The organism is Acinetobacter sp. 802_lipA, from assembly GCF_058242885.1.
Genome location: NZ_JBZAYP010000001.1, coordinates 1,513,340 through 1,536,469 on the forward strand (window position 1 = coordinate 1,513,340; position 23,130 = coordinate 1,536,469).

The 23,130-nt window shown below is 35.7% G+C and carries 21 protein-coding genes and 3 pseudogenes; 13 read left to right on the top strand and 11 right to left on the bottom strand.

Going from position 1 to position 23,130, the window contains the following annotated elements:
• The first annotated feature begins 20 nt into the window (after positions 1-20).
• The 4 genes and pseudogenes from AC4CU3_RS07620 to cap4 (AC4CU3_RS07635) form a co-directional block, all read left to right on the top strand.
• Positions 21-1,034 (top strand): SMODS domain-containing nucleotidyltransferase, encoded by a 1,014-nt coding sequence (locus AC4CU3_RS07620; RefSeq protein WP_000211631.1) that lies wholly within the window; start codon positions 21-23, stop codon positions 1,032-1,034.
• Positions 1,034-2,746 carry a ThiF family adenylyltransferase gene (locus AC4CU3_RS07625; RefSeq protein ID WP_004756392.1) on the top strand — a complete coding sequence of 571 codons (1,713 nt, stop codon included), beginning with the start codon at positions 1,034-1,036 and terminating at the stop codon, positions 2,744-2,746. The genes AC4CU3_RS07620 and AC4CU3_RS07625 overlap by 1 nt, the downstream gene beginning before the upstream one ends.
• A 5-nt stretch (positions 2,747-2,751) precedes the next feature.
• A complete protein-coding gene (locus tag AC4CU3_RS07630; protein WP_004756394.1) occupies positions 2,752-3,213 on the top strand; it encodes a Mov34/MPN/PAD-1 family protein in 462 nt (153 codons plus the stop codon).
• Positions 3,214-3,215: 2 nt separating this feature from the next.
• Positions 3,216-4,364, top strand: a pseudogene (gene cap4, locus AC4CU3_RS07635) (CD-NTase-associated endodeoxyribonuclease Cap4); the annotation flags it as partial.
• A 72-nt stretch (positions 4,365-4,436) separates the two neighbouring features.
• Here the strand turns inward: cap4 (AC4CU3_RS07635) and AC4CU3_RS07640 are convergent.
• Positions 4,437-5,566, bottom strand: a protein-coding gene (locus AC4CU3_RS07640) for an IS3-like element ISAcsp5 family transposase (RefSeq protein WP_100228722.1) whose coding sequence is annotated in 2 segments (ribosomal slippage) — positions 4,437-5,314 and positions 5,314-5,566 — 1,131 coding nt in all. Because the reading frame shifts where the segments join, the coding sequence is not laid out codon by codon here.
• An 84-nt stretch (positions 5,567-5,650) separates the two neighbouring features.
• Here AC4CU3_RS07640 and cap4 (AC4CU3_RS07645) point away from each other — a divergent pair.
• The 5 genes and pseudogenes from cap4 (AC4CU3_RS07645) to AC4CU3_RS07665 all read left to right on the top strand — a co-directional run.
• A pseudogene (gene cap4, locus AC4CU3_RS07645) lies at positions 5,651-5,902 on the top strand (CD-NTase-associated endodeoxyribonuclease Cap4); the annotation flags it as partial.
• Between the two features lie 44 nt (positions 5,903-5,946).
• Positions 5,947-7,842: a hypothetical protein gene (locus AC4CU3_RS07650; protein ID WP_005249671.1), complete on the top strand. Its 1,896-nt coding sequence runs from the start codon at positions 5,947-5,949 to the stop codon at positions 7,840-7,842.
• A gap of 40 nt (positions 7,843-7,882) precedes the next feature.
• Positions 7,883-8,958 (top strand): IS3 family transposase gene (locus tag AC4CU3_RS07655; RefSeq protein ID WP_111804964.1). Its coding sequence is split into 2 segments (ribosomal slippage): positions 7,883-8,135 and positions 8,135-8,958, totalling 1,077 coding nucleotides; the frame shifts between segments, so codons are not numbered across the junction.
• A 167-nt stretch (positions 8,959-9,125) separates the two neighbouring features.
• Positions 9,126-9,330, top strand: a pseudogene (locus tag AC4CU3_RS07660) (transposase domain-containing protein); the annotation flags it as partial.
• Between the two features lie 129 nt (positions 9,331-9,459).
• The gene (locus tag AC4CU3_RS07665; RefSeq protein ID WP_004756399.1) at positions 9,460-10,335 is read left to right on the top strand and encodes a LysR family transcriptional regulator; all 876 of its coding nucleotides are present in this window, start codon (positions 9,460-9,462) and stop codon (positions 10,333-10,335) included.
• A gap of 48 nt (positions 10,336-10,383) precedes the next feature.
• On the opposite strand, the gene AC4CU3_RS07670 is transcribed toward AC4CU3_RS07665, so the two are convergent.
• From AC4CU3_RS07670 to AC4CU3_RS07710, 9 genes are read right to left on the bottom strand one after another with little or no spacing between them, the layout of a single operon-like run.
• A complete protein-coding gene (locus tag AC4CU3_RS07670; RefSeq protein WP_004756400.1) occupies positions 10,384-11,445 on the bottom strand; it encodes an NAD(P)H-dependent flavin oxidoreductase in 1,062 nt (353 codons plus the stop codon).
• A gap of 33 nt (positions 11,446-11,478) precedes the next feature.
• The gene (locus AC4CU3_RS07675; RefSeq protein WP_004756402.1) at positions 11,479-12,714 is read right to left on the bottom strand and encodes an amino acid--tRNA ligase-related protein; all 1,236 of its coding nucleotides are present in this window, start codon (positions 12,712-12,714) and stop codon (positions 11,479-11,481) included.
• Positions 12,715-12,732: 18 nt separating this feature from the next.
• Positions 12,733-12,972, bottom strand: a complete 240-nt coding sequence (locus AC4CU3_RS07680) for a hypothetical protein (RefSeq protein WP_004756404.1) — start codon at positions 12,970-12,972, stop codon at positions 12,733-12,735.
• On the bottom strand, positions 12,969-13,313 hold the full coding sequence (locus AC4CU3_RS07685; protein ID WP_004756406.1) for a DsrE family protein: 345 nt from the start codon (positions 13,311-13,313) through the stop codon (positions 12,969-12,971). The genes AC4CU3_RS07680 and AC4CU3_RS07685 overlap by 4 nt, the downstream gene beginning before the upstream one ends.
• A complete protein-coding gene (locus AC4CU3_RS07690; RefSeq protein ID WP_004756408.1) occupies positions 13,310-13,660 on the bottom strand; it encodes a DsrE family protein in 351 nt (116 codons plus the stop codon). The genes AC4CU3_RS07685 and AC4CU3_RS07690 overlap by 4 nt, the downstream gene beginning before the upstream one ends.
• Positions 13,657-14,967, bottom strand: coding sequence for a hypothetical protein (locus AC4CU3_RS07695; protein WP_004756409.1), 1,311 nt, complete (start codon positions 14,965-14,967; stop codon positions 13,657-13,659). The genes AC4CU3_RS07690 and AC4CU3_RS07695 overlap by 4 nt, the downstream gene beginning before the upstream one ends.
• Entirely contained in the window at positions 14,957-16,483 is a 1,527-nt protein-coding gene (locus AC4CU3_RS07700; RefSeq protein ID WP_004756411.1) for an NAD(P)-binding domain-containing protein, read from the bottom strand. The genes AC4CU3_RS07695 and AC4CU3_RS07700 overlap by 11 nt, the downstream gene beginning before the upstream one ends.
• Before the next feature lie 31 nt (positions 16,484-16,514).
• The gene (locus AC4CU3_RS07705; protein ID WP_004756412.1) at positions 16,515-16,745 is read right to left on the bottom strand and encodes a sulfurtransferase TusA family protein; all 231 of its coding nucleotides are present in this window, start codon (positions 16,743-16,745) and stop codon (positions 16,515-16,517) included.
• A 40-nt stretch (positions 16,746-16,785) separates the two neighbouring features.
• Positions 16,786-17,109: a hypothetical protein gene (locus AC4CU3_RS07710; RefSeq protein ID WP_490738073.1), complete on the bottom strand. Its 324-nt coding sequence runs from the start codon at positions 17,107-17,109 to the stop codon at positions 16,786-16,788.
• A gap of 5 nt (positions 17,110-17,114) precedes the next feature.
• On the opposite strand from AC4CU3_RS07710, the gene AC4CU3_RS07715 reads away from it, so the two are divergent.
• Positions 17,115-18,044: an IS5-like element ISAba10 family transposase gene (locus tag AC4CU3_RS07715; protein WP_005313773.1), complete on the top strand. Its 930-nt coding sequence runs from the start codon at positions 17,115-17,117 to the stop codon at positions 18,042-18,044.
• A 21-nt stretch (positions 18,045-18,065) separates the two neighbouring features.
• Here the strand turns inward: AC4CU3_RS07715 and AC4CU3_RS07720 are convergent, their stop codons facing one another.
• On the bottom strand, positions 18,066-19,307 hold the full coding sequence (locus AC4CU3_RS07720) for an aminotransferase class V-fold PLP-dependent enzyme (RefSeq protein WP_490738074.1): 1,242 nt from the start codon (positions 19,305-19,307) through the stop codon (positions 18,066-18,068).
• Between the two features lie 319 nt (positions 19,308-19,626).
• On the opposite strand from AC4CU3_RS07720, the gene AC4CU3_RS07725 reads away from it, so the two are divergent.
• The 3 genes from AC4CU3_RS07725 (at position 19,627) to AC4CU3_RS07735 (ending at position 23,009) form a co-directional block, all read left to right on the top strand.
• A complete protein-coding gene (locus AC4CU3_RS07725; RefSeq protein ID WP_004756424.1) occupies positions 19,627-20,229 on the top strand; it encodes a glutathione S-transferase N-terminal domain-containing protein in 603 nt (200 codons plus the stop codon).
• Between the two features lie 131 nt (positions 20,230-20,360).
• Complete coding sequence (locus tag AC4CU3_RS07730) at positions 20,361-22,250, top strand: FAD/NAD(P)-binding protein (RefSeq protein ID WP_490738075.1); 1,890 nt, start codon at positions 20,361-20,363, stop codon at positions 22,248-22,250.
• 66 nt (positions 22,251-22,316) lie between these two features.
• Positions 22,317-23,009 (top strand): SDR family oxidoreductase, encoded by a 693-nt coding sequence (locus AC4CU3_RS07735; RefSeq protein ID WP_004756429.1) that lies wholly within the window; start codon positions 22,317-22,319, stop codon positions 23,007-23,009.
• Positions 23,010-23,130 lie beyond the last annotated feature (121 nt).

A 23,130-nucleotide genomic window follows, 5' to 3' on the forward strand; every position in this document is an offset into this window, starting at 1 on the left:
ACATGGGCTCAGAGAGAATTATGACAACTCAACAGCAGTTTCTTGACCTACTTTCCGATATTGAACCATCTACAACAACGGTTAATGATTGTTCAAGCGCACATAATACGCTTCGTGATGCTTTAAAAGTGCATAATGAATTCAGCAAAGTACATGTGCATACATTCTTATCAGGTTCTTATAAAAGAAATACGGCAGTACGTCCGACTACCATAGGCGGAATCACACAAAGGCCAGATGTAGATATTATTGCCCTTACAAATCACACAATTAATGATGATCCTCAAATTGTCCTTGATGCAGTACATACTGCATTAAAGGATATTGGATATACCGATCTTACCGTTAACCGTCGTTCAGTAAATGTTAAGTTGAAAAAAGTTGATATGGATGTTGTCCCTATCATTTCAGATGGATATGGCGGCTATCTGATTCCAGACATTCATCTTGAAGAATGGCTAGTTACCAACCCTCCAGCCCATACCGAGTGGACTGTTGAGGTGAATAAAAATGCAAATGGTCGATTTAAGCCTCTTGTGAAGCTATTTAAATGGTGGCGTCGTGAGAACTTGTCTGATTTAAAAAGACCAAAAGGATTCATTTTAGAATGCCTGGTTGCCAAGCATATGAATTACTACGAATCCAACTATGAAAAGTTGTTTGTTTATCTTTTAGAAACGATCAGGGATTCTTATGGGATTTATGCGTCACTAGGCATAATTCCACATTTAGAAGATCCTGGTGTTGCAGGCAATAATGTTTTTTCTGCGGTTACAGCAGATGAGTTCAAAACTTTTTATGAAAAGGTAGAAGAACAAGCTGTTATTGCACGAAACGCCTTAAATGAAACAGATGATGATAAAGCATTAGCCCTATGGCGGCAGGTTCTGGGTAATCGTTTTCCACGTTCGGCATCACACAAAAGTGCAAACTCTGCTGATATGGCCAGCTCTTTAATCCGTTCTGCTCTAGGTGCGGGATTAACCTTTCCATCAACCCCTGTTTATCCAAATAAACCAGGAGGCTTTGCGTAATGGAACTGCTAAAAACACCATTAGAACGCCTAGCTCAAGAACGGCAGTTATTGACTGATCTTGAGAAAGAGAAAAATAGTTTTAAGATTCAGGAGTGGAACTCAACAGACACAAATGAACTGCATTTGAACTTCTCTCTAAAGATAGGAACTATAGATTTTAATGGTGTTTTAGTATATCCAGAGCTTTTCCCAGAGCTACCAGCATATATACGCCCACAAAAATCTGGTGAAAGATGGAGTATCTTGCACCAGTATGGTGGTTCAGGAGTGCTGTGTCTAGAATATGGCCCAGATAATTGGAATACCAATATCAGTGGAGTGGATCTAGTTAGAAGTGCCCAGCTTCTTTTATTAACAGATGCAATGACTGTATTGGAGATGAATGTAGAACCTGTACCATCTAGGCATTCTGAAACAATAGGTCAAAAATTAAGAGGTGTTTCAGAAAGGTTCATTGAAACACCTATGTTACGTCACATACTCTTGGGTAGTGATTCTGAGAAAATGGACTTTAAGATTGCCATCTCAAGCTTTCGAGACAAAACCGTTATTGTTCCAACAAATATTCAGAACAAACCTCTACCTGACATCGTACCATCATTTTCTAATGAAAGATTTGAATTGTCTGGATGGGCGATACGAATTGATTCTGTTCCTCAATTAAAGGAATCCGTAAATGACCGAGTTTCATTAGAATCCTTTTTAGGCAATTTATGGCCTGCTCAAGAGGAATTCACAAATTCCATACAGCCTATATTGTTATATGACTTAAAGGGTAACTTGGAACTATTCTTGATTAATAATACAGCACCACTTTTCGTAAGTTATCCTGCTATTAATCTACATGATGATCAGAATCAAAGATTGCCAGCACAATTTAGCCATCTCAATAATACAAGGATAGCAATTGTAGGTCTTGGATCGTTAGGAAGTAAAATTGCAATTTCACTGGCACGGTCGGGCTGTAAAAACTTTCTACTTATTGATGATGATATTCTGGCCCCACACAATCTTGTCCGTAATGAACTCAGCTGGTTAGATGTTGGCTTTGCTAAAACCCATGCTGTTGAAAGAGCATTAAAACGAACAGTATTAGACATAGAAGTTGAAACGTATGAAATGCAAATTGGTGGACAGGAAAATCCTCATTTAAATTCCAATATCGCTAATGCCATTGCCACATGTAATCTGATTATTGATGCGACAGCAAGCTCACATACATTTCTAACCTTAGCTGCAATTGCTAAAAGAAAACATATACCAATGGTATGGGGTGAAATCTTTGGTGGCGGTGGTGGAGCAATGATGGCCCGTAGTCGCCCAACGTTAGATGCCTCACCTTTAGAGCTTCGCAATCATATTTATGGTGTCTTACAAACGTTGGAACCAATCCCAGAAGGCAAAGTTAATAATTACTGCTTTCAAACACAAAACCAAACATATATTGCATCAGATGCAGATGTAACGGCTCTTGCAGCGTCTATGACGCAGTTCACATTAGATACTTTATGTACAATTGATGAGCAATCCTCTTATCCATATTCAGCATATTTAATAGGGTTCCGTAAATATTGGATATTTCAATGTCCTTTTGATACTCATCCTATCGATTGTTCAGGTGCGTTAGTAACAGAATCTCCTACGGATAAACAGATATCTGAAAGTGAAAATGGCAATTCTATTGAAGAGCCTGAACCGATGAAAGGTTAATACTGATGCTGAAAATATCCATTCCTACTGATATACAAATTTTACTGATAAAAGCCCTGTTGAAGTCTGGAACCCACGAATGTGGCGGTGTTTTAATGGGTGAGCATATAGGTACAAACCATTTTAGAGTTAGCTCATTAACTGTTCAAAAGAGTGGAACGATAGCATCCTTTGTACGTGGAATTACGGATGCTATTAAAGCAATTCGCCTTTTTCATAAATCAACAAACAATAATTATCAAAAATTTAACTATTTAGGTGAATGGCATAGCCATCCTCTCTTTAGTGTACAACCCAGCAGTAAAGACCATCACACCATGAGGGAATTGGTGTCCGATCCAAAAGTTGGGGCAAATTTTGTAGTCTTACTGATTTTTCATTTAAAAAACAATCATCTTGAGGGCAGTGCTCACACCTACCTATCAGATGGTTCCTGTTACCGATCCACCCTAGATTTAGAGAGATAATAATGAGTGCGAGTCTGTTAGAAAAACAATCAACTGGTGGTGCGATTGCACGAGTAGGATTTGAATATCAGGATGCATTTGTATTAAGGAGCTTACCGCTATGGCTTTCACAAAGTGCATTTAGCCATATAGTGAGTGAAGCATTAAGTGATATAGAAGTTTGTTATTTTTCTTCGGAAAAGTCATTACATGTAATGTATGAAGCAAAAAATCACTCCTTAACGGCTACGGAATTTTGGGATGAAATAAGGCGTTTTAAAAGTCTTTTTGATACCCACCCAAAAAACTTTATTTGGTTTAATTTAGTATGCCCAAGTTATAACACCGCTATCTCACCATTAATTTCAAAAATAGACCGATTAAGAGGGGTTGGATCTTCTTATGATGACGACTCTTCAGTTTCAGTGAATGGGCGCTCGGAATACCTTGATTGGTGTGTTGGTAAAAAAATTGATTTCTCTTTAGCTGAATTTGCTCTTGATTATGTTGGTTTCATAACTTTTAATTCTGAGAATAGTGAGTCTATATTTCTAAGTGAAATTCAAGACACAATAAATATTGAACTGCTCAGGAGTCAGGTCAAACAACTAAAAGATCAGTTCAAAAATCTAATTTCTCGTTCATCTTTTGGTCCAATATATCGTAAAGACTTTGAAAGTTTTATTTGCCATGCTCTTGAAGAAGATATAAGTAGAAGTCAGTGGCTATCCGATCCTATAAAAATTAATCTTTCAGCATCATCCAGTCAGTATCAAGACTTAAACTTAGATATTAGTGATTTCAATGGTCCTGATCGTGCTCAAAAAAACTCCAGCGACTGGAACAACCTAATCAAAAAAGCAGTATCGATTGGGGATTTTATTCATAGCAGTGGTGACCGTAGAACCCTCCTTATAGATGGCAAACAAAGAATGTCCAACGCATGTATGCTTGGCTATGTTTTTAGTGCCACACGTAACTTCCTACTTGAAATAGAACATAATGGCCTCGCTTATCGCACTGATGACCATAAACAGAAAGAGGGACAATTTTTTAATAAAATCGACCCTGTTGAGCTACAGGGTGAAACTGAAGCCATAGTTACTATCGGATTTCCTACAACTATAGGTAAAGACATTGACTCTACAATGGATGAAGTAAAGAGCTTACCTAGTAATGTGGTTCCGTTAATTAGACCACTCAATTCAGTTTTATAAGTGATAAATCCGCTCTAAATATTTAAATTATGCTGCCATTACTTTTAGTAAATGTTGATCATAAAATTCATCCGGTGTTGCCTTATTCAAACTTGAATGAGGACGTATCGTGTTATAAAAATCCAAATATTCAGCAATTGATTGTTTCGCTTGTTTAACCGTATCGTAAGCCTTCAAATAGACTTCCTCATGCTTCAAGCTGCGCCATAACCGCTCAATCATCACATTATCCATCCATCGTCCTTTCCCATCCATACTGATACGGATATTTCGCAATTTTAACTCATTCAAAAATGCCTCGCTTGTGAATTGACTGCCTTGGTCTGTATTAAATACCTCTGGACAACCATATTTCACAATTGCTTCTTGCAACGCATCTATGCAAAAGTCTGTTTCCATACTGATCGATACTCGATGAGCCAGTACTTTACGACTATGCCAATCTATAATTGCACACAGATAGACAAAGCCTTTAGCCATAGGAATGTACGTGATATCTGTACACCAGACTTGATTAGAGTGATCGATGACCATGTTTTTCAACAGATATGGGAAAATACGGTGTGCAAGATTAGGCTTACTGGTATTGGGTTTTGGATACAAAGCATGTATTCCCATCAAGCGCATTAAACGTCGGACTTTACGCCGACCTATTTGATGCCCTTGACGCTGTAGCATATCTCGTATCATTCGACTGCCCATAAATGGGTAGTCGAGATGAATTTCATCGATTAGACGCATCAAACTCAAATCAGTTGATGAAATCTCTTTGGGCTTGTAATACAACGTACTGCGATTGATTTGAATCAATTGCGATTGTTGTCGTACCGAAAGTTGATGGGTCTTATCGATCATTTTTTGCCGCTCAGCTGCCCTATTTTTCTGAGCGCACCTTCTAAAAAATCAATTTGCAATGCCTGATGTCCTATCTTGGCATGTAAAGCTTTGAGGTCAATCTCAGGTTCTTGTTGTGCTGTTGGTCGTGAAAAAATATTGATTGATTGCTCAAGCAGTTGATTTTTCCAATCGATGATTTGGTTTTGATGTAAATCGAATTGAGTAGAAAGTTCAGCGAGTGTGTGGTCGCCTTTAATTGCTGCGAGAGCAACTTTAACTTTAAACTCTGCTGAATGATTACGACGTTTTCTTCGTGTCATGGTTGACTCCAAAAACAAGCATTTCCCATGCTTATTGGGGAGTAGATTATCACTTATAGACGTGGTCTAAAATCCTAGAACCACATCACTAGACTGAATTTAGAAAGCTCTTATGTGATTGATAATATGGAAACTCTAAATCTTGCTGTGAGAGAGGCAAAATCCGCTTTAGTTTCATTCAAATCTGAAAATAAGTTATCTAAATTACACCTCTTTATTAAAGCACCCTCAGTTTTTGCAATGGTCTTGGGACATCGCTTGAATGGTATTTGCGATATCCAGCTTTACGATTGGGTAGATGGGCAATATATCCCTACAGCCGAACTGAACTTATAAGAAGAATTGACTAGTCGATAATATTACCAATAGAGAGGTTGATCATGAACAATCATTCTAATGAAGAAAATACTGATAACTCTTTAGATAAAAAAAAATCACCCGCATTCAAAGTTCTTGAATCCAATGCTGAAAAGTTCTTAATGGTGTGGTGGTATGGGGCGTTAGCAAAAGCTGAACGTAGAAATACCCAACCTAAAGTTCATGTGGCTTTTAGGGAACTTCTGGAAGATTACACACCCACAGATAATTTTATTTTTATTGATGCCAATATAACAGATTTGGTGTCTTGGCCTATTGGCACAGTTTGGCATCATGAACGATTGGTTGATTATCTTCCCTTAGAAATACGGGAGTTTGATATTGACCATACGGATTTTAAACATACCTATGTTCAAACATATAAGCGAGACGAAAAGACTGGGGAAATAGATCATTTCCTCTCAAACATAAATGAATTTTATATTAAGCCAAGCAAACGTGAGAATTGTATTTCTTTCTCCTTAACGGATCAGGAATATAAGGAACTTCTCGTACCTTGTTTTGAGTTTCTGGTTAGAGGGTATGGTCTATCTACTGAACTTCCTAGAATTCTGACAACATACGATGAGGCCGAACGGCATGAACGGCTCTACACTCCTCATCCAGGAGAGGAAGGCACATGGACTGTTCTTATAGGTGATGGCCTTACATTAAATGACCATGTATTTATTGCCTATTATCAATACAGTGAATATACCCAAAATGCTGTAAGGATATTATTTAGCAGTATTGCAAAACATGATGATTTTGATAAAAAAAATCATATATACCCTAAAGTAATGCCATGGCACGAGGAAACGAGAAAGATTCGAGTTTCAGGTTTCAATATTTCTGGTACCAATGCTTTTTTAGGTCTAAGAATTCTTGGAATAGATTTACCAGATCAAACCCTCATCAGAAGTGTCACAAAGGAAGTTCACCAAGTTAAGAAACCTATAGACCACAACGCACCTAAGCCTCCTGAGCTACAACTAGGCTCTGGTCAGATTAATGTATCTGAAGATCAAGGAGGGCGCAGACCATTGTCACAAACGGTTATTTTAGATCATGAATTTGAATGGTTAGGTTCAGGACCCATCGCGAAAAAAAGTAAAACAAAACATGAAAGAACCATTACTCGGTCACAAAGGAAGAAAAATATAAAAGAAACCAATACAGTTGGTACAGGGGAACCTGATAGCTCCAAGGATGTTCTTAATGCCACAATTAATCCGACCACTAATAAAGATAATGCCACAGAATTTGAAGCTCCAGAACAAGGAAGAATTATGGACCTTTGGAATGCTTGCGTAAAAGCACGCTTGTTAAATCCCAGTATTGTCAATGCAGTACACTATTATACTTTTGAAGAAGACTTTAATTACAACGATAAACCCACTCTAATGGCCTTTTCCGTCAATTCAGAAACTTTAGAAAATGAAGATATTTCAGATGGAGAAAAGCAAGCTTATAAAAATTGGTGTTATGCAAATTCAAATAAAACAGCAACTCGCGGAGCATTAGTCATTCGACTATCTCTTAAAAATTGCCCTCCAGTTTATATTTTCGATATACAACCAGCGATTTATATTTCAAATGTAGAGGGAAAAAGCATCCACAAGGAACGTGGGCATTCTGGGCTAGTATTTAGGTCAAAGACCCTAGAACAATTTGAACAGTATATTTCTGATCTCATGAAGAGCTTACCTTTGTCAGAGGGCTCTTATTCGAAAACTCTTCAGGGCTCCAATCTTGTTACCCAATTATTTGTTTTTAGGCGCTCAAAATCTGCTGGCTTTTCAGATGGTGAATCAACTTTATTGAATGCTCTAAGAAAAATTGGAATTACCAATATTCAGTTAAAGGAAAAAACAGAAGAAAAGCCCACGGTAATCCCCCCGAAAAATAAAAGGATGTAAAAGTAGAATTTTCTCTTAAGATAGAAGCAGGAGATTCTGCATGAAAACATCTAAATTTACTGACAGTCAGATCATGTCTATTTTGAAACAGGCGGAGTCTGGCACGCCTGTTACCACTCTTTGTCGTGAACATGGCATGAGTAATGCGACTTTCTATAAATGGCGTGCTAAATATGGCGGTATGGATGCCTCATTAATTGCTCGGTTGAAAGAACTTGAAGCAGAAAATGCCAAGCTAAAAAAGATGTATGCTGAAGAGCGGCTCAAAGCCGAAATCATTCAGGAAGCCATGTCAAAAAAGTGGTAAAGCCATCTTGTCGTCGTCAGATGGCGCAACAAGCTGTTGTCGATCATGCCGTCAGCATTCGCTTGGCTTGCAAGGCATTTAGTATCAGTGAAACTTGCTACCGTTATCAGTCCAAATTGAACGATGACAATGTATTAATTGCAGAGCAGCTGATTGGACTCACTGAGGAAAATACGGATTGGGGTTTTGGTCTGTGTTTCTCTTATCTACGCCATGTTGAAAATTACGGTTGGAATCATAAGCGTGTTTACCGTATTTACTGTGAGCTGGCACTGAATCTACGTATTAAGCCAAGGAGAAGACTGAAACGGCATGTACCTGAACCACTTAAGGAACCGGTTCGAGCAAATCAGGTTTGGTCATTAGACTTTATGCATGATCAGCTGATCGATGGTCGCAAGTTTCGCCTATTGAATGTAATTGATGATTACCGTCGTGAAGGCTTAGCGATTGAAGCAGGTTTCTCATTACCTACAATCCGAGTGATTCGAACACTCAATCAGTTACTGGAATATCGAGAGAAACCATCAGTGATTCGATGCGACAATGGCCCAGAATTTATCAGTCATGAATTTATCAATTGGGCAAAACAACATGGTATACGGATCGAATATATTCAACCTGGCAAGCCACAACAAAATGCGTATATCGAGCGCTACAATCGTACAATGCGTTATAGTTGGGTGAGCAAGCACTTGTTCGATACATTGGAGCAAGTGCAAGATTATGCAACACAATGGTTGTGGCATTATAACCATGAGCGACCGCACAAAGCCAATGGAGGCAAACCACCTCTGATGGCTGCTTAACCTCTACTTTTAACTTCGGTTATTTATGGGAGGATTACCTTATCTATTGAGATTAATAACCTTTAATCTCTAAATTCTTTGGTAACTTAATAGCAGATTTATATCTTTCCATTGCAAGTAATCTTTTAGACATAGGTCACCTATAATGTAAAGATTTTTATTTTTCTTGGGCTTTAGGCAGAAAAAACTGGTTATTTGCAGGATCATTACTTAGAGGTCAACGGGCAGACGAACATCATGACTTTAATTCAGTCAGCCAAACTGAATGGTCTGGATCCGTATGCCTAGTTCAGTGATGTGTTAAAAAGACTACCAACACATAAAATGAAAGACATCGAAGAGCTACTACCACATATGTGGAAGCCTGTTTGAGTCAAGTGGGTTTAATCAAATGCTTACATTTATCGAATAAAAACTGAATCTCTCTAGATGATTAACATTATTTAGTTTATTATTCATTTATTCTGATTTATAAATAACAAATCAATTTTTGGAATAAATATGGATATCAAGGGGTTAAAGGTTTTTAATGCTGTTATTGAAACAGGAAGTTTTTCAGGGGCAGCTCAGAAACTTCATTGTGTTCAGCCCAATATTACTTCACATATCAATAAATTAGAAAGTCTATTAGGTGTAAGATTATTGGTTCGATCTCCTAAAGGTATTTGTCTAACCGCTGAAGGTGTTAAACTTAAAAAATATAGCGATCAGATCTTAGATCTTGTAGATGCAGCATCGGATGATCTTAGTTCTGACAATAATACATTACAGTCATGTCCACTTGATATCGGCATTCTACAAACTGTTAACCAACGTAATCTTATTGATTGTATCCAGCATCTAAACAATAAAACGAAACAACCATTATCAATAAAAACTATGTCTTTAAACCATTTAAAATCAGAATTGATCGCTGGAAATATTGATTGTGGATTAATTAATGAAGAATTAATTCATCCTTGTATCTATAATATTCCTTTATGGAAAGAAACGGCTGTACTTTGTTATAACAATAAATTATTTCCACCACTTACCCAATATTCTAAAGAAATTAATCTTATCGCTTATCCAAAGGGTTGCTATTACCGCCAAATTGGTGAGAAAATTTTATTAAATCAAAATATTAATTTCACAACAATTGATTTCGACAATATTGACAATATATATCAGGCAGTTCTCAATGGTTTAGGGTATGCAGTGTTACCCCATAGTTATATTGAGAGAATGAATAATGATCTTATTACTTTACAAGAGATCCATGATACTGATAGCTCAGTACAAATATGGTTCTCATGTCAAAATCGTTACTTATATAATTTTAAAGAGCTTTATTTACTTCATGACATTCTTATTCACAATGTTTCAGCTAGATGTTAGGTTAATAAGGAAGATCATGTTCTTCCTTATTATTAAAGAAATATAAAATTAAATAGATTTACTTTTGTACCATTCATCTACAAGTGTACTGACTAATTTTTGCATTGAGAGAGGACGTCCCATACCTACACCTTGCCCTGCCCAAAGCGACATAAATTCCGCATTATTTTGTTCTTTTGCCCATTTACGTATAGGCCCAGATAATGCATTCTGAATAGGATAAATTGGTACTGTCTCATTATTTGCCAACTCTCTCATAAATTGATTCTCAATCCCTCTAGCAAGTTTACCTGAGAATGTTTGAGTCAGTTTGGTATCATGACCAGATGAGCTTAGTAATTTATTACGATATGCTGGCGATAAATTAGCTTCATCACAAAATAAAAATGCTGTGCCTAACTGAACCATATCAGCACCAATAGATTGCAGTGCTGCTATAGTTTGTCCAGTCATAATCCCACCAGCAGCGATTAATGGTAATTTTACTTTAGCTTTTGTTTCTATAAGCAGAGGCAATAAAGCCATTCCTCTATCTTCGGATTTTAAAAACATACCTCGATGGCCGCCAGCTTCAACGCCTTGTAAACAAATTGCATCAGCTCCTATAGCCTCCCATGCTAGGGCTTCTTGTACAGTAGTTGCTGTGCCAATGACAAAACATCCTTGCTCATGCAAATTTGTAATTTGTTGTTTATTAAGAATACCAAATGTAAAGCTTGCGATCTCTGGCCGTAATTGCAAAAGGACATCAAACTGTTCACTAAATTTTGGAGCAAATTTAGTAGGTAGCTCTAATGGTGGTAAATTTAGAGAGGTATGTAATTTCTGTAACTTCTCGATATCCAACTTATCCCAATCATGTTTAGGATGATCATTGATGATGAATAAATTAATATTAAAAGGTTTATTCGTAAGCTGACGTATCTTTTCAACGGTAGATTTAATCGCAGAGGGTTCAAGCATCCCCGCACCTAATGATCCTAAAATCCCAATTTCACATGCTTGAGCAACCATTTCCGCAGTTGTTATTCCTGCCATGGGAGCCTGAATAATTGGATACTTAAATTGGAATCTCTCAGTAATCATTTTTGCATGTCCTGATAAAATCATTATCTAACTCCTATAACATTTAATTCTGATTACTTAGGGTTTTAATAAACCTTGAGGTATACGAGGGAATAAAGTTGCTTGGCGTATATCATTTACTCCCATAAAGGTTGCAACAAGCCTATCAAAACCAATTGAAAAACCTGAATGAGGTACACAACCGTGACGACGTATATCAACAAACCAAGCGAATTCATCCAAGTCATGGCCAAAATATTCTAGATTTGCTTTGAGTTCTTCATAGTCAGAAACTCGTGTACCACCACCAACTATCTCACCTTGTCCCATATGAGAAAAGAGATCATTCGATGGGCTTAAATCATAGTTATCTGTACTATGAGCGAACCAAAAGTTTTTTAGACTCATTGGAAAATCAGTTATAAAATATGGTACTTTTACATGTTTACCAATTGCATTGTTATGCTCTTCTGTATAATCATTTCCATAATCAAATAAGTATCCTAATTCGTTAAGTAAAGTTACAGACTCATCATACGTAATACGTGCAAATGGTTTCAGTAACTGATCCAAATGTTCTGTCCCTAACTGAGCTTTTGCATATAAATCGGTATGCTTTTTGAGTTTTTCTGCGATAAAGTGGATTAAGTCCTGTTCCATTTGCATAATTTCATCATTACTAGCCCATGCCAAATCTACTTGCAATTGCCAAATTTCAACCAGATGTATACCTGTTGCATCAGTTTCTCGTCGAAAAGAGGGATTTAATGCATAGACTCTTTCTACCCCACTAACTAGCGCATCAGCATACATCCATGGACTTTGGATAAGAGTCGCAACCTGTTTTCCGTAATAAGGAAACGTAAATACATCACCACTACAAACACAAGATGCATTTGTTAAAATTGGGGTTTGAACCAACATACAATTTTGATCATCCAAAAATTCAAAAGCATATTTTCTAACAAGATGGCGAAACTCTGCTGTAGCTCGAAAGAAATTATTACGTATGCCTAAGTGTCGATGTTCAAGGTCTTTGTAGTTATATTGATTAATATCGATAGGTAATGGCTCTGCTGTATGCAATACATTTAAAGTACATAAAGGATCTTTTTCTGAAATATCACCATTTAATTGTACTATTGATTGTAATGGCAAGTTTTCTAAAAAATGATCTTTATCATCTACACGCCAATTATGTATTTGGTTATTTTGTCGAATCGAGACATTAAAAATCCCTTTTTCCAATAATTGAATTTGTTCAATCCAACCTGCCGCGACCAATTGTTGTTGTGTATTTCTTAGATTTTGCATGTGATACTCCTGATACTATTAGATGGTTAAAATCACTTCATGTTTATTGAATAATTCAGTTAAAAAATCATTACTAATACATTCCGCATATGGAGATATATGCTTCAAAGGTTCTGTTGACCATATAAAATGTGGCTGGTTCGTGAAACTACGGCTAAATATGGATTCTGCAACCAATAAAACTACATCGTTCTTAATTCTAATTTCTTGATACTTTTCAATAGCATTTAAGCTTGTCAAAATAACTAAACGGCTCATAAGAAAAATGCCTTATCATATCGATTGATATATGCTGAAAATTGCTCATTCGTTAGAAATTGCACTGGAAATTTTGTTCCATATTCCTCAAGCCCCCTTTGATCCAAATCGGATTTTCGCACAACCAAAGGAACATCACTTTCTACTAAAAACTTGTATTGATTAGAAAAATTATAAAACGGACTACTATGATCATGATGTAGAAGATAGACAGCATCATGCCAAAATGCAAAACTCACATCGGTATCACTACTAATAGAAAGTGCCATTCGAGCAACTTGCATGTTTATATCAGACATAGCTGGACTTTGACTAAGAACAAATAAAGCGGATACATTCATTTGGAGTCTCCTCCAAAGAAGATGATGCGATCTGCCATATTGTATTGCTCTGCAAACGTCATCATATTTTCTATTTGGATTCCTTCCTGAACATTGCTCTCATCTAATCCAGAAAATTTAGCCATGTTGACGCAAGTAGATACTGTTGCACCTTGAGCAATTAGTTTTCTTAAGCGAATAATATGGTTCTTTATGCTTTGTGTCTGAATAGCATTGTAGATCCCATTACCAATTAAAAAGATGTTGACCTGAAGCCCTTTATCCAAAAAGACCTTAGCCATTTCTAATGCGGCTAATGTGCGACTTTCCCTAGGCCCACAAGCGAGTACAAAGAAAATATTTTTCAATACATGATCCTCATTTCAATTAAAACTACAAATAGTAAGGTTAAAAAACTACTACTGATAAAAAGGAACCTCAAATCTGGTTTGTACCAAGAGTTATCTCCAAGAGTTGCATTCACAGTTAAGTTGATGACTGAACTTGGGGAAATAATGAGTGATTGCACCCAATAACACAGCCAAAGGGTTATAATTATGGGAAGGCTGATTTCATTCGTTAACGGACTAATTAAAGGTGCAACGATACAGAAAGGAATGATGGGATGTAGCCCTATTCGACATACCAAGGGCATAACAATTAGTAATAAAATACAAATTAGAAAGCTAGTTAAATACACTGGTATTTGTGAAAAAATGCCTATTTGTATACCTTCAAAGATATCATAAAGACGTATTGCTAATATGCCACAGGCAATGAATAATATGAGTTCAGGTAGGAGCTTTGTCTGAGCTATATTGATTAATTGAAATAAATCTGAGTGGTTATTAATGATACTGCTAGAAAACCAAGTGATAAAACATGCGATAAATATTGATTGAGAATATGGTTTATGCAGAATAATACTCAATGTTAATAATGTACCGAGAAAAATAATAACAGGTAATAGACTCTTCCACCTATTTATGTTTGTGATTGAAATGTCAGGTGGAGTAATTTCTTTAATGATGTTTATATTATTACTGAACAAATGATTTGATCTATAAGCATTTAATCCAATTAGTGCAATCATAATAACGATGGCAAATAGACTTATAGACATTACACTGAACCAACTAATCGCTGGAAACATGCTTAATGTTAATAGTACAGGCGCAGAAGTAGGAGCTAAAAGGTTAGCTGTAGCAACTCCGCGAGCAACAATATTGGGTATTTCTCTATTGTTTGTCAGTTCTTTCTTACTTAAACCTGCCAACAAGATTGGTATAGTACCCATGTTAAATATAGGTGATATACCAACTGATACACCAAGTGTTATCCAAGGGCGACGATGTTGAGTCAGCCACTGTGAGAGTATCTGACTTATCGCACTATTAGCAATTGCACTTCTCAGGAGATTCAGTGATACCAACATAATTATGACATCTACATATGGCATGAGTTTATGCCATACCGTTGTCCAGTGATTAGGTAAAATGACTGCAAGTATTAATATGAATAGTGCTATCTTTCCACTACGCAGTTTTATCCATGACCAGTGTTGTGTAAATAGAATAGTTAATAATATAAAAACTGCTAGAAGAGCTTGCTCAGGAGCAAAAATTCGCAGCAATGCTAATAATAGCCATAATCCAGAACGTAAATTAATTATCATGTTTTAATCGCTGAGAGATACCATACATTAGTGCTTTACTAGTAAGTGCGGAACCTGCAATAAATTGGCACTTGGGACCTATTCTTTTCATAGCGGCATAGCCACCGAAGAACAGCCCAGGTACACTAGACATACAATTTTCATCTAGTAACGGAAAACCATCTGAACTCTTTATTTGATGTTGTAAATCACTTAAGGGCTTTATTTTATTGATCTCATATTTATAACCAGTGCCAAGAATTAAGTGGTCTACATACTCACATTGCCCACTACGTGCTTTAAGTTCTAATTTTCCATCGGATAAAACATTGGCTTGTATTAAATCGAATTTTGGAATTATTTTTAGCTTATCCCATTGATTAATCAACTTCATTTTTGGCTCAGTAGTTCCTTTTAATAAATAGGATAAGAACCGCTTTTGTATAAATGAAGGTAGACGATAAACAAAACTATCAGCATTCTTAGAACACCATTTGTAGAGATGATTTCCTGGTGAATGTAAATTACGAAAGATGAGATTGCTATCACGAATTAATAATTTTACTTGTGCCCCACTATCAATAGCTAGTATTGCATGTTCAGCAGCACTTTGACCTGCGCCTATTACTGCAATTTTATAATCTTTGGATAAGGTGTTCGGAATATTTGTATCACTTGAATGTGTGAAATTTTTACTAGGAATTTGACGTAAAATTTTTGGAATATTCTCCATTCCTTTAAGACCAGCACACCAAACCAAATTACGACATTTTACAGTTTGGTATTGATCCGCCATTCGTAGTTGTACATTGTAGCTATTGTCCTGATAGTCTACTTTTTCAGCAGTAAATGGTAATGGAGTTAGATTTTGTTTTGTGACGAAGTAATTGAAATACGCTAAAGCTAGAGGCATCGAAACAGGTTGATCAATTGGAACACCAATACACTGAGCAAAGCTTATAAAGTCCATGTCATTTATAGGTGTATTGATACCTGATGCAGCAGCAGGAGAGCGGAGATCATTTGGCAAAATATGATATAGCCAAAAGCTGAATGGTTCGCCAAGCCACAAGTAATTTAAACCAGCATGTTCAGCATGTGCTGCTAAAGAGGCTCCACTAGGCCCAGCACCAACAATAACCAAATCATATGAATTTTCTATTGGAAGCTTTTTCGTTTGTACTTCTAAAGAATCTAAGCCACGTTTAGAGCAGTTAAATGTCAATGATAAACTACCAAGAGTTCCCAATGCAATAATAGGAAAAAATTTACCAGATTCGGAGAGAACACGTTTATCGAGAGTTCTAAGTTTTTGGTCTCTGATATTAGATGGTATATGATTAATAATGCGTTGTTCGATATTTAATGCAGTTAGTGACTCAATGGTAAGTTCATCATAGCCTTCAATCAAAATAAGGCTATTTTTATCTACCCATTTACGATGATGATCAACAATAAGCCATCCTTCACCTTGATTAACACTCAATACTATAGCCAATTTATTTAATATAACTTTTTGTCTTTGCATGTCAGCCATTTTAGCTCTTTCCATTGGTTAAACTTTTGCTCTAAATTTTTATAACAATCAGAAATTCAGTATCATTTATTCTTTGATCAACACATCCATATTCATTTTTCTGACAAAATAAATAGATATCTTTGACAACGTCTAAATGATCAGTTATAACTTCTAGATTTTTCAGATCAGAATTATTTTTAAGCATCCTCTTAATCCTTAATATTGGAATAGGACATCTTAGCCCCTGCAGATTGATACGCCCTAAATCCATATTTTCCATAAAATCCTCATATCGTGATCAATTAAATAAAATATGATTATCAATATTCATTTATGACTAAATTTACAAACTCAACCTCGCCCTTATTTAATTTTTTTAAATGATCTCTGATATATTTTTCCATTACAATTTCAGGTTGTGATAATGGCAAAGGTAGTTCTTTTTCAGATATATGAATAAATCCACCAGTTGTATCTTCAATATATTGTTCTTTGTAATAATCAATATGAGATATGATTTCAATTAGTGCGGAAACAACACAATCTATATCTTCTACAGTGTTGTATAGTCCAAGACTAATGCGAACCATACCTTTATATCGATCAATGGCTTTGTTGCATAAATAAATTTCATCCCCATACATGTTAGATGAATACACAATCAAAAAGCCGATACAAAACAACGAACTGGTCTGAGTACAATCAGGCTTTACGTCAACGGGGTGCTTTCACCATTTGGTTTGATCCCCAAATGCAATGGTCTGCAACACCTACTGGAAAAAAAGGACGTCAACCTACCTACACTGATATAGCAATTCAATTTGCCCTCACGATACGAAACCTGTTCCAACTGGCTTTACGCCAAACACAAGGTTTCATTCAAAGCCTTTTTCAAATGGCTCACCTCGACTGGAATGTTCCAGACTTCTCAACATTGAGTCGGCGAGCAGATAAGCTCCAGCCACTTCTACATAAATCAGCAAAAAATCCACAGGAAGACTTGCATATTTTAGTTGATAGCACAGGGATCAAAGTTACAGGTGATGGGGAATGGGTGCGTAAAAAATATGGCGTAAACCAACATCGTCAATGGCTGAAATTACATCTCGCGACAGATGCAAACAGTGGAGAAATACAAGCGGTTGAAGTCACGACCTGCCAATATGGTGATGCTGAAATGCTCCAACCTCTTTTAGATCAAATTGATGAACCCATTGCATCTGTCACGGCTGATGGTGCTTATGACACAGTGAATTGTTATGATGCGATTTTGAAACGGCAAGCAAATGTAATTATCCCTCCTCGTTCCAATGCTGCTTTATGGGCAGAAAATGAAATTGGTAAAGCAAGGAATCATGCAGTACAAGGCTGTTGGGACAGGGGTCAAAAGCAGTGGAAACGAGATATTGGTTATCATCGACGATCCCGAATAGAGGCTAAAATGTTTGCCTTGAAACGACTTGGACAAGGTGTATCTAGTCGATGCTTTAATCGTCAGGTGGTTGATTTGCAAATAAGAGTCGATATTTTGAATAAATTTACTCAACTTGGTACAGCTAAAACGGTGGCTGTTGCATAAATATCTGAAGATTAGACAACTCTACCTTTCGTCTATTTGTGCAACAAAGCCTCGATCAATATAAGCATCAACTTGCTCTTCAGGTAAATCTATGTCATCAGCCATGCTCCAAAGTTCTTCTCGTATGAGTGAACGTACATATGGATGAGCACAAAAGCATTGATTCCTGACAGCAATACCAAAGTAATCATTGAGAATAATTGCTGTGAGTTTATGTGGTAATTTATTAATATTGAAAGAAATAACCCCAACACGATTATGAGGATCTAAATTGCCATATACTGTAATTTGAGGAATCTCGGCTAATTTATTTAACAAATATTGAGTAAGAGATTGTTCTTTTGCTTGAACATTATGCATCCCCACTCTTCGTAGGGTGTTAGCTGTAACACCAAGCATAATACTACCAACAATATTAGGTGTCCCAGCTAATTCTCGGTCAGGGTAAATATTTGAAATGGCATAATCACTTAATGAAACATCAGTAACCATTCCTCCCCCTAAATCGATAGGTTTGGATGAATCTAATAGAACTTTTTTAATGATTAAAACACCTGGTGAGGATGGCGCATACATTTTATGTCCAGCCAAAACCAACGCATCTGCCTTGCATATGGCTAAATCAATAGGCATATGCGGTCCCATTTGTGCTGCATCTATAATGATATAGCTATCATAGCTATGAGCTAATTTAGCTATTTTTTCAATTGGGTTAATGATACCTGTAACATTACTCACTCCAGTAACAGCTACATACGATACATCTTTTGTCTTTAATTCTTGTTCAAGTTTCTCAATATCGATTCCTCCAAGACCAGTTGGTGTATCAAGTAAAGATAAATGTGTTACCTCACTTCGTTGTCTATGTGGTAAATCATTAGAGTGATGTTCCATCAAAGAAACAAGCACACGAGGCTTTGGATTGATTTGTCGTAATATTTGAGATGCTCGATTAATTGCTGCTGTTGCGCCACTACCCAAAAATATACATGTATAAATCTCAGGATCTGCATTAACCAGTTTCAGAATTTCATTAGCAGACCACTCAAAAAGTTGAGTCGATATTTTTGCAGAGTTATGGCTATCACTATGAACATTTGCATAGTACTTTAGATAATCATTAATAAAATTTACGGAAGGTAGGAATGCCAAACTTGATGCTGTTGAATCCAAATAGCATTGTCGAATGTTCGTTCCCAATCTTGTTGGATATTTTGTTTCCAATCCTATAAAAAGGTTTCTAATTTGATCCAGATTTATCATAGATTTATTCACCACATAATATAAAATATTTTAGGCACAACAAAAGCAATTTAAATTACACATAATTACTGCAAAAAAAATCCAGCAAAAATTAGTGTGACAATTATTAACACCACTATTAAAAATATGGAAATAAATAAAAATTATAGACCTATAAAAATTACTTAATTGACAGGTCTTTATATGATCTTTAATTTTACTTCTGTTTTAATACATCAAACGATTTTCTTTGATATTTATTCAAACAAAATCAAATATACAAGCAAGCATAAATATTTATTTTATGTACTTTTAAACAAAAATTTAAATGGTAGTACCTATGAGGCTTATAATATCACCAACATCTCCATATTCCCGCAAGGCAAGAGTACTACTACGTGAAAAAGGTTTAGAAGCTATAGTTACAGAAGTAATAACAAATGTTTATGAGTCAAATCTGGTTACAAAATACAACCCTCTTGGGCGAGTTCCAGTTTTGAAAGATCAGTCACTTAATATTTATGACAGCATCATAATATGTCAATATTTAAATAATTATCAACCTGATATTAAAAAATCAATCTACTCATTATCTAATAGTACATGGGAAGATCAAATACGTGTAGCACTAGCAGATGGAATAATTGATAGTGCCTTACAATTAGTTATAGAAAGCAGACGACCTATTGAATATCAGTCTTCAATGATTATTGAACGTCATACTGCCCACATTCTTCGTGGGCTTCAGGCTTGTGAAGAACAAATCAGTGAATATAAAATCAAATTTGATATCCCAGAAATCGGTTTAGCATGTGCACTTTCCTATTTAAATTTCAGATTACCAAATATTAACTGGGGGAGTAAATATCACGAACTTTACGAATGGTTTGAAAAAGTTAAACAATATAAATCCATGAAAGAAACAGAGTTCACAATACTATAATTTTTTGTTTATAGGTTTATTAACCAAAGAAATGGAGGAAATTAATTTAAACTTACTAAAATATTTTATAGAACAATATTTTTAAGTATTTTTTGTGAATTAATCAACTCCATTTTATTCAAGGAACATATATGAACAAGGTGAGAATTGCTATTATTGGTATGGGGCCTAGAGGTCTTAGTATATTAGAACGGCTTAATGCAATATACAAAATTTCAGATCAGAATCTTAAGTTTGAGTTGCACTTAATAGATCCTCGTGTTTATGGGCAAGGTATTCATACTTCAGAGCAATCAGATCATCTTTTGGTAAATACCATAGCCTGCCAAATAACAATGTTTAGCGATGATTCGGTAACAGATGCTGGACCAATTATTCCAGGTTTATCTATTCTTGAATGGGCAAGGCAGCATGGATACCGAGAATTAAATAATAAATTTCTTTATTTAGGCAATCATATCTGTAATGAAATCAATGCTAATGCTTATTTACCACGTCGTATGTTAGGTGAATATTTATCTTGGGTTTATCGTGAACAAATCAATCAATTACATCCAAATATTAAAATAATTCGTCATCAACAACTTGCATACAATATTGATTCAATGGATGATGGCCAGCAGATTATCACATTGGCGAATGGGTATACTTTTCATGCTGATAAAGTATTTATTACAACAGGTCATGGAGAAAATACACCATCACCACAAGATTTGATGTACCTCAAATTTGTTCAGGAGGTTGCAAAAACCAACCACAAAGCTGATTTTATTAGAAATATTACAAATACTTATTCGTTACATCACATTAGTTCAGAAGCTGTCGTTGCAATTGAAGGTATAGGCCTCACAACATATGACCTAATTTCTCAACTAACCGAAGGTCGATCTGGAAAATTTATAAAAAATACAGATGGTACCTTGAAATATCTTCCCTCTGGTGAGGAACCACATATCCTAGTGTATTCTCGCTATGGCTTACCATATGCAAGTAGAGGAATAAATCAGAAAGGTGCACATGGACAATATCAAGCTCGTTTTTTTACAACCAATGCAATTGATAAATTACGTATAGCTAATCAACAAAATAGAGGCAATGGGCAACTTGATTTTGAGCAGGAATTGCTTCCAATTTTGTTGAAAGAAATGTGTTATGTATATCGATGTACTATAGATAAGAAATGGTACGATATAGAAGCTTATGTGCCTACATCTGATGACTTTACCAAGATTGAGCAAATTTTCTTTGGAAAATTACCAAGTTTGCAAAACTATGAAGCATTCAAGGAATACGCAATAAACTATCTGCAAACAGATATTGAAGATGCCTTAAAAGGGAACATTGATGGTGCTATTAAAGCAACAACAGATATTATTAGGGATATTCGGGATTGTTTACGTTATGCTGTTGATTATGCAGGATTAACACCAACATCACATAAAATATTTATTGAACAATATTGTCCTATTATGAATCGAATTGCTGTTGGACCTCCTGTTATACGTAGCCAACAACTATTAGCTTTACTAAATGCTGGAGTTATTGAATTTGCTTGTGGTCCAAAAGGGCGTGTTGAACTTAATTACCAGACAAGTCGCTTTAACATTATTAGTGAATTTTCTGATGGCTCATATACGAGTAGTGCTGACATTCTAATAAAAGCAAGAACAGATACTTTCTATCCAGCATTAGATAAATCTCCATTCATTGCGAACCTATTAAAGAATGGCACAATCCAACCTTTCTTTAATGGTGATTATCATCCAAGTGGTATAGCAAGAAGTCATCATCATCATCCTATCAATAAAAATGGTGATGAAGTGAAGGCACTTTGGGCCCTAGGAAATATAGTTGAAGGAGCAAACTTCTATACTTATGTCTTACCTCGCCCAGGCGTCAACTCACGTGCAATTAGAGATGCAGGTAAATGTGTCTTAGAACTCTTTGAACAATTAGAAACCCATGAAGTAGTTGCCGCCTCAAAAGTAAAGAACAGTCAAGAGCTAATCGAAACTCTCTAATACTAAGTAACCAGCTGAGTTAAAGAGAGATTTATATGTGTCTTCCATTAGATAAATAGGTAAATTATGAAACAAGTAGTTATTACTGGTGCAAGTCAAGGAATTGGTCAAGAAATTGCTAAACTATTTTTGAATCAAGGATATATCGTACATAATATTTCTCGTCATGCACCACAATATTCACATCCTAATTTACGCCATTGGCAAGCAGATATGCTTTATTATGATCAGCTTGAACAAGTAATTCATCAAATTGGTTCATTTGATGTTCTAATTAATAATGCAGGTTATATGAATACGCTTACGGCAAGCTCATATACATGGAATGAAATGCATAACATCATGAATGTGAATTTGATTCACACAATACAATTGAGCATTGATGTTGCAGAAAATATTTTTAAAATACAGCAATCAGGCCGTATTATAAGTATTGCCTCAATTGCAGGGCAAATTGGACACCCTGATATTTGGTATGGCATTTCAAAAGCAGGATTGATTAATGGGATGCGTAGTATGGCTCGAAGTCATGCTCAGCATAATATTCAAACTTTTAGTATTGCGCCAGGTCCCGTTGAAACAGAAATAATGAAAAAGATCCCATTTGAGAGACAAAAACGTTTAAAGGAAGCAACCTTAAATCACAAGTTTTGCCAAGTACAAGAGATTGCCAATACAGCTTTGTGGCTAGCTGATAAGGCACCAAATTGTTTAAGTGGTGAAGTATTTGATTTAAATAATGGAGTGAATTATCGTTAATTATACCAAGAAACTGCTATATTTATTGAACGTTAAGACAGTTAAATCAAGTACATATATCGTATTGGCATATATGTTCAGTATGATATGCTTGATCTATTTTCTATATTCAATCAAAATT

Bases quoted from the DNA above. Each gene is read 5' to 3' on its own strand.
- AC4CU3_RS07620 (WP_000211631.1), top strand. From the start codon at position 21: ATGACAACTCAACAGCAGTTTCTTGACCTACTTTCCGATATTGAACCA.
- AC4CU3_RS07625 (WP_004756392.1), top strand. From the start codon at position 1,034: ATGGAACTGCTAAAAACACCATTAGAACGCCTAGCTCAAGAACGGCAG.
- AC4CU3_RS07630 (WP_004756394.1), top strand. From the start codon at position 2,752: ATGCTGAAAATATCCATTCCTACTGATATACAAATTTTACTGATAAAA.
- AC4CU3_RS07650 (WP_005249671.1), top strand. From the start codon at position 5,947: ATGAACAATCATTCTAATGAAGAAAATACTGATAACTCTTTAGATAAA.
- AC4CU3_RS07665 (WP_004756399.1), top strand. From the start codon at position 9,460: ATGGATATCAAGGGGTTAAAGGTTTTTAATGCTGTTATTGAAACAGGA.
- AC4CU3_RS07670 (WP_004756400.1), bottom strand. From the start codon at position 11,445: ATGATTTTATCAGGACATGCAAAAATGATTACTGAGAGATTCCAATTT.
- AC4CU3_RS07675 (WP_004756402.1), bottom strand. From the start codon at position 12,714: ATGCAAAATCTAAGAAATACACAACAACAATTGGTCGCGGCAGGTTGG.
- AC4CU3_RS07680 (WP_004756404.1), bottom strand. From the start codon at position 12,972: ATGAGCCGTTTAGTTATTTTGACAAGCTTAAATGCTATTGAAAAGTAT.
- AC4CU3_RS07685 (WP_004756406.1), bottom strand. From the start codon at position 13,313: ATGAATGTATCCGCTTTATTTGTTCTTAGTCAAAGTCCAGCTATGTCT.
- AC4CU3_RS07695 (WP_004756409.1), bottom strand. From the start codon at position 14,967: ATGATAATTAATTTACGTTCTGGATTATGGCTATTATTAGCATTGCTG.
- AC4CU3_RS07700 (WP_004756411.1), bottom strand. From the start codon at position 16,483: ATGGCTGACATGCAAAGACAAAAAGTTATATTAAATAAATTGGCTATA.
- AC4CU3_RS07705 (WP_004756412.1), bottom strand. From the start codon at position 16,745: ATGGAAAATATGGATTTAGGGCGTATCAATCTGCAGGGGCTAAGATGT.
- AC4CU3_RS07710 (WP_490738073.1), bottom strand. From the start codon at position 17,109: ATGTATGGGGATGAAATTTATTTATGCAACAAAGCCATTGATCGATAT.
- AC4CU3_RS07715 (WP_005313773.1), top strand. From the start codon at position 17,115: ATGAATACACAATCAAAAAGCCGATACAAAACAACGAACTGGTCTGAG.
- AC4CU3_RS07720 (WP_490738074.1), bottom strand. From the start codon at position 19,307: ATGATAAATCTGGATCAAATTAGAAACCTTTTTATAGGATTGGAAACA.
- AC4CU3_RS07725 (WP_004756424.1), top strand. From the start codon at position 19,627: ATGAGGCTTATAATATCACCAACATCTCCATATTCCCGCAAGGCAAGA.
- AC4CU3_RS07730 (WP_490738075.1), top strand. From the start codon at position 20,361: ATGAACAAGGTGAGAATTGCTATTATTGGTATGGGGCCTAGAGGTCTT.
- AC4CU3_RS07735 (WP_004756429.1), top strand. From the start codon at position 22,317: ATGAAACAAGTAGTTATTACTGGTGCAAGTCAAGGAATTGGTCAAGAA.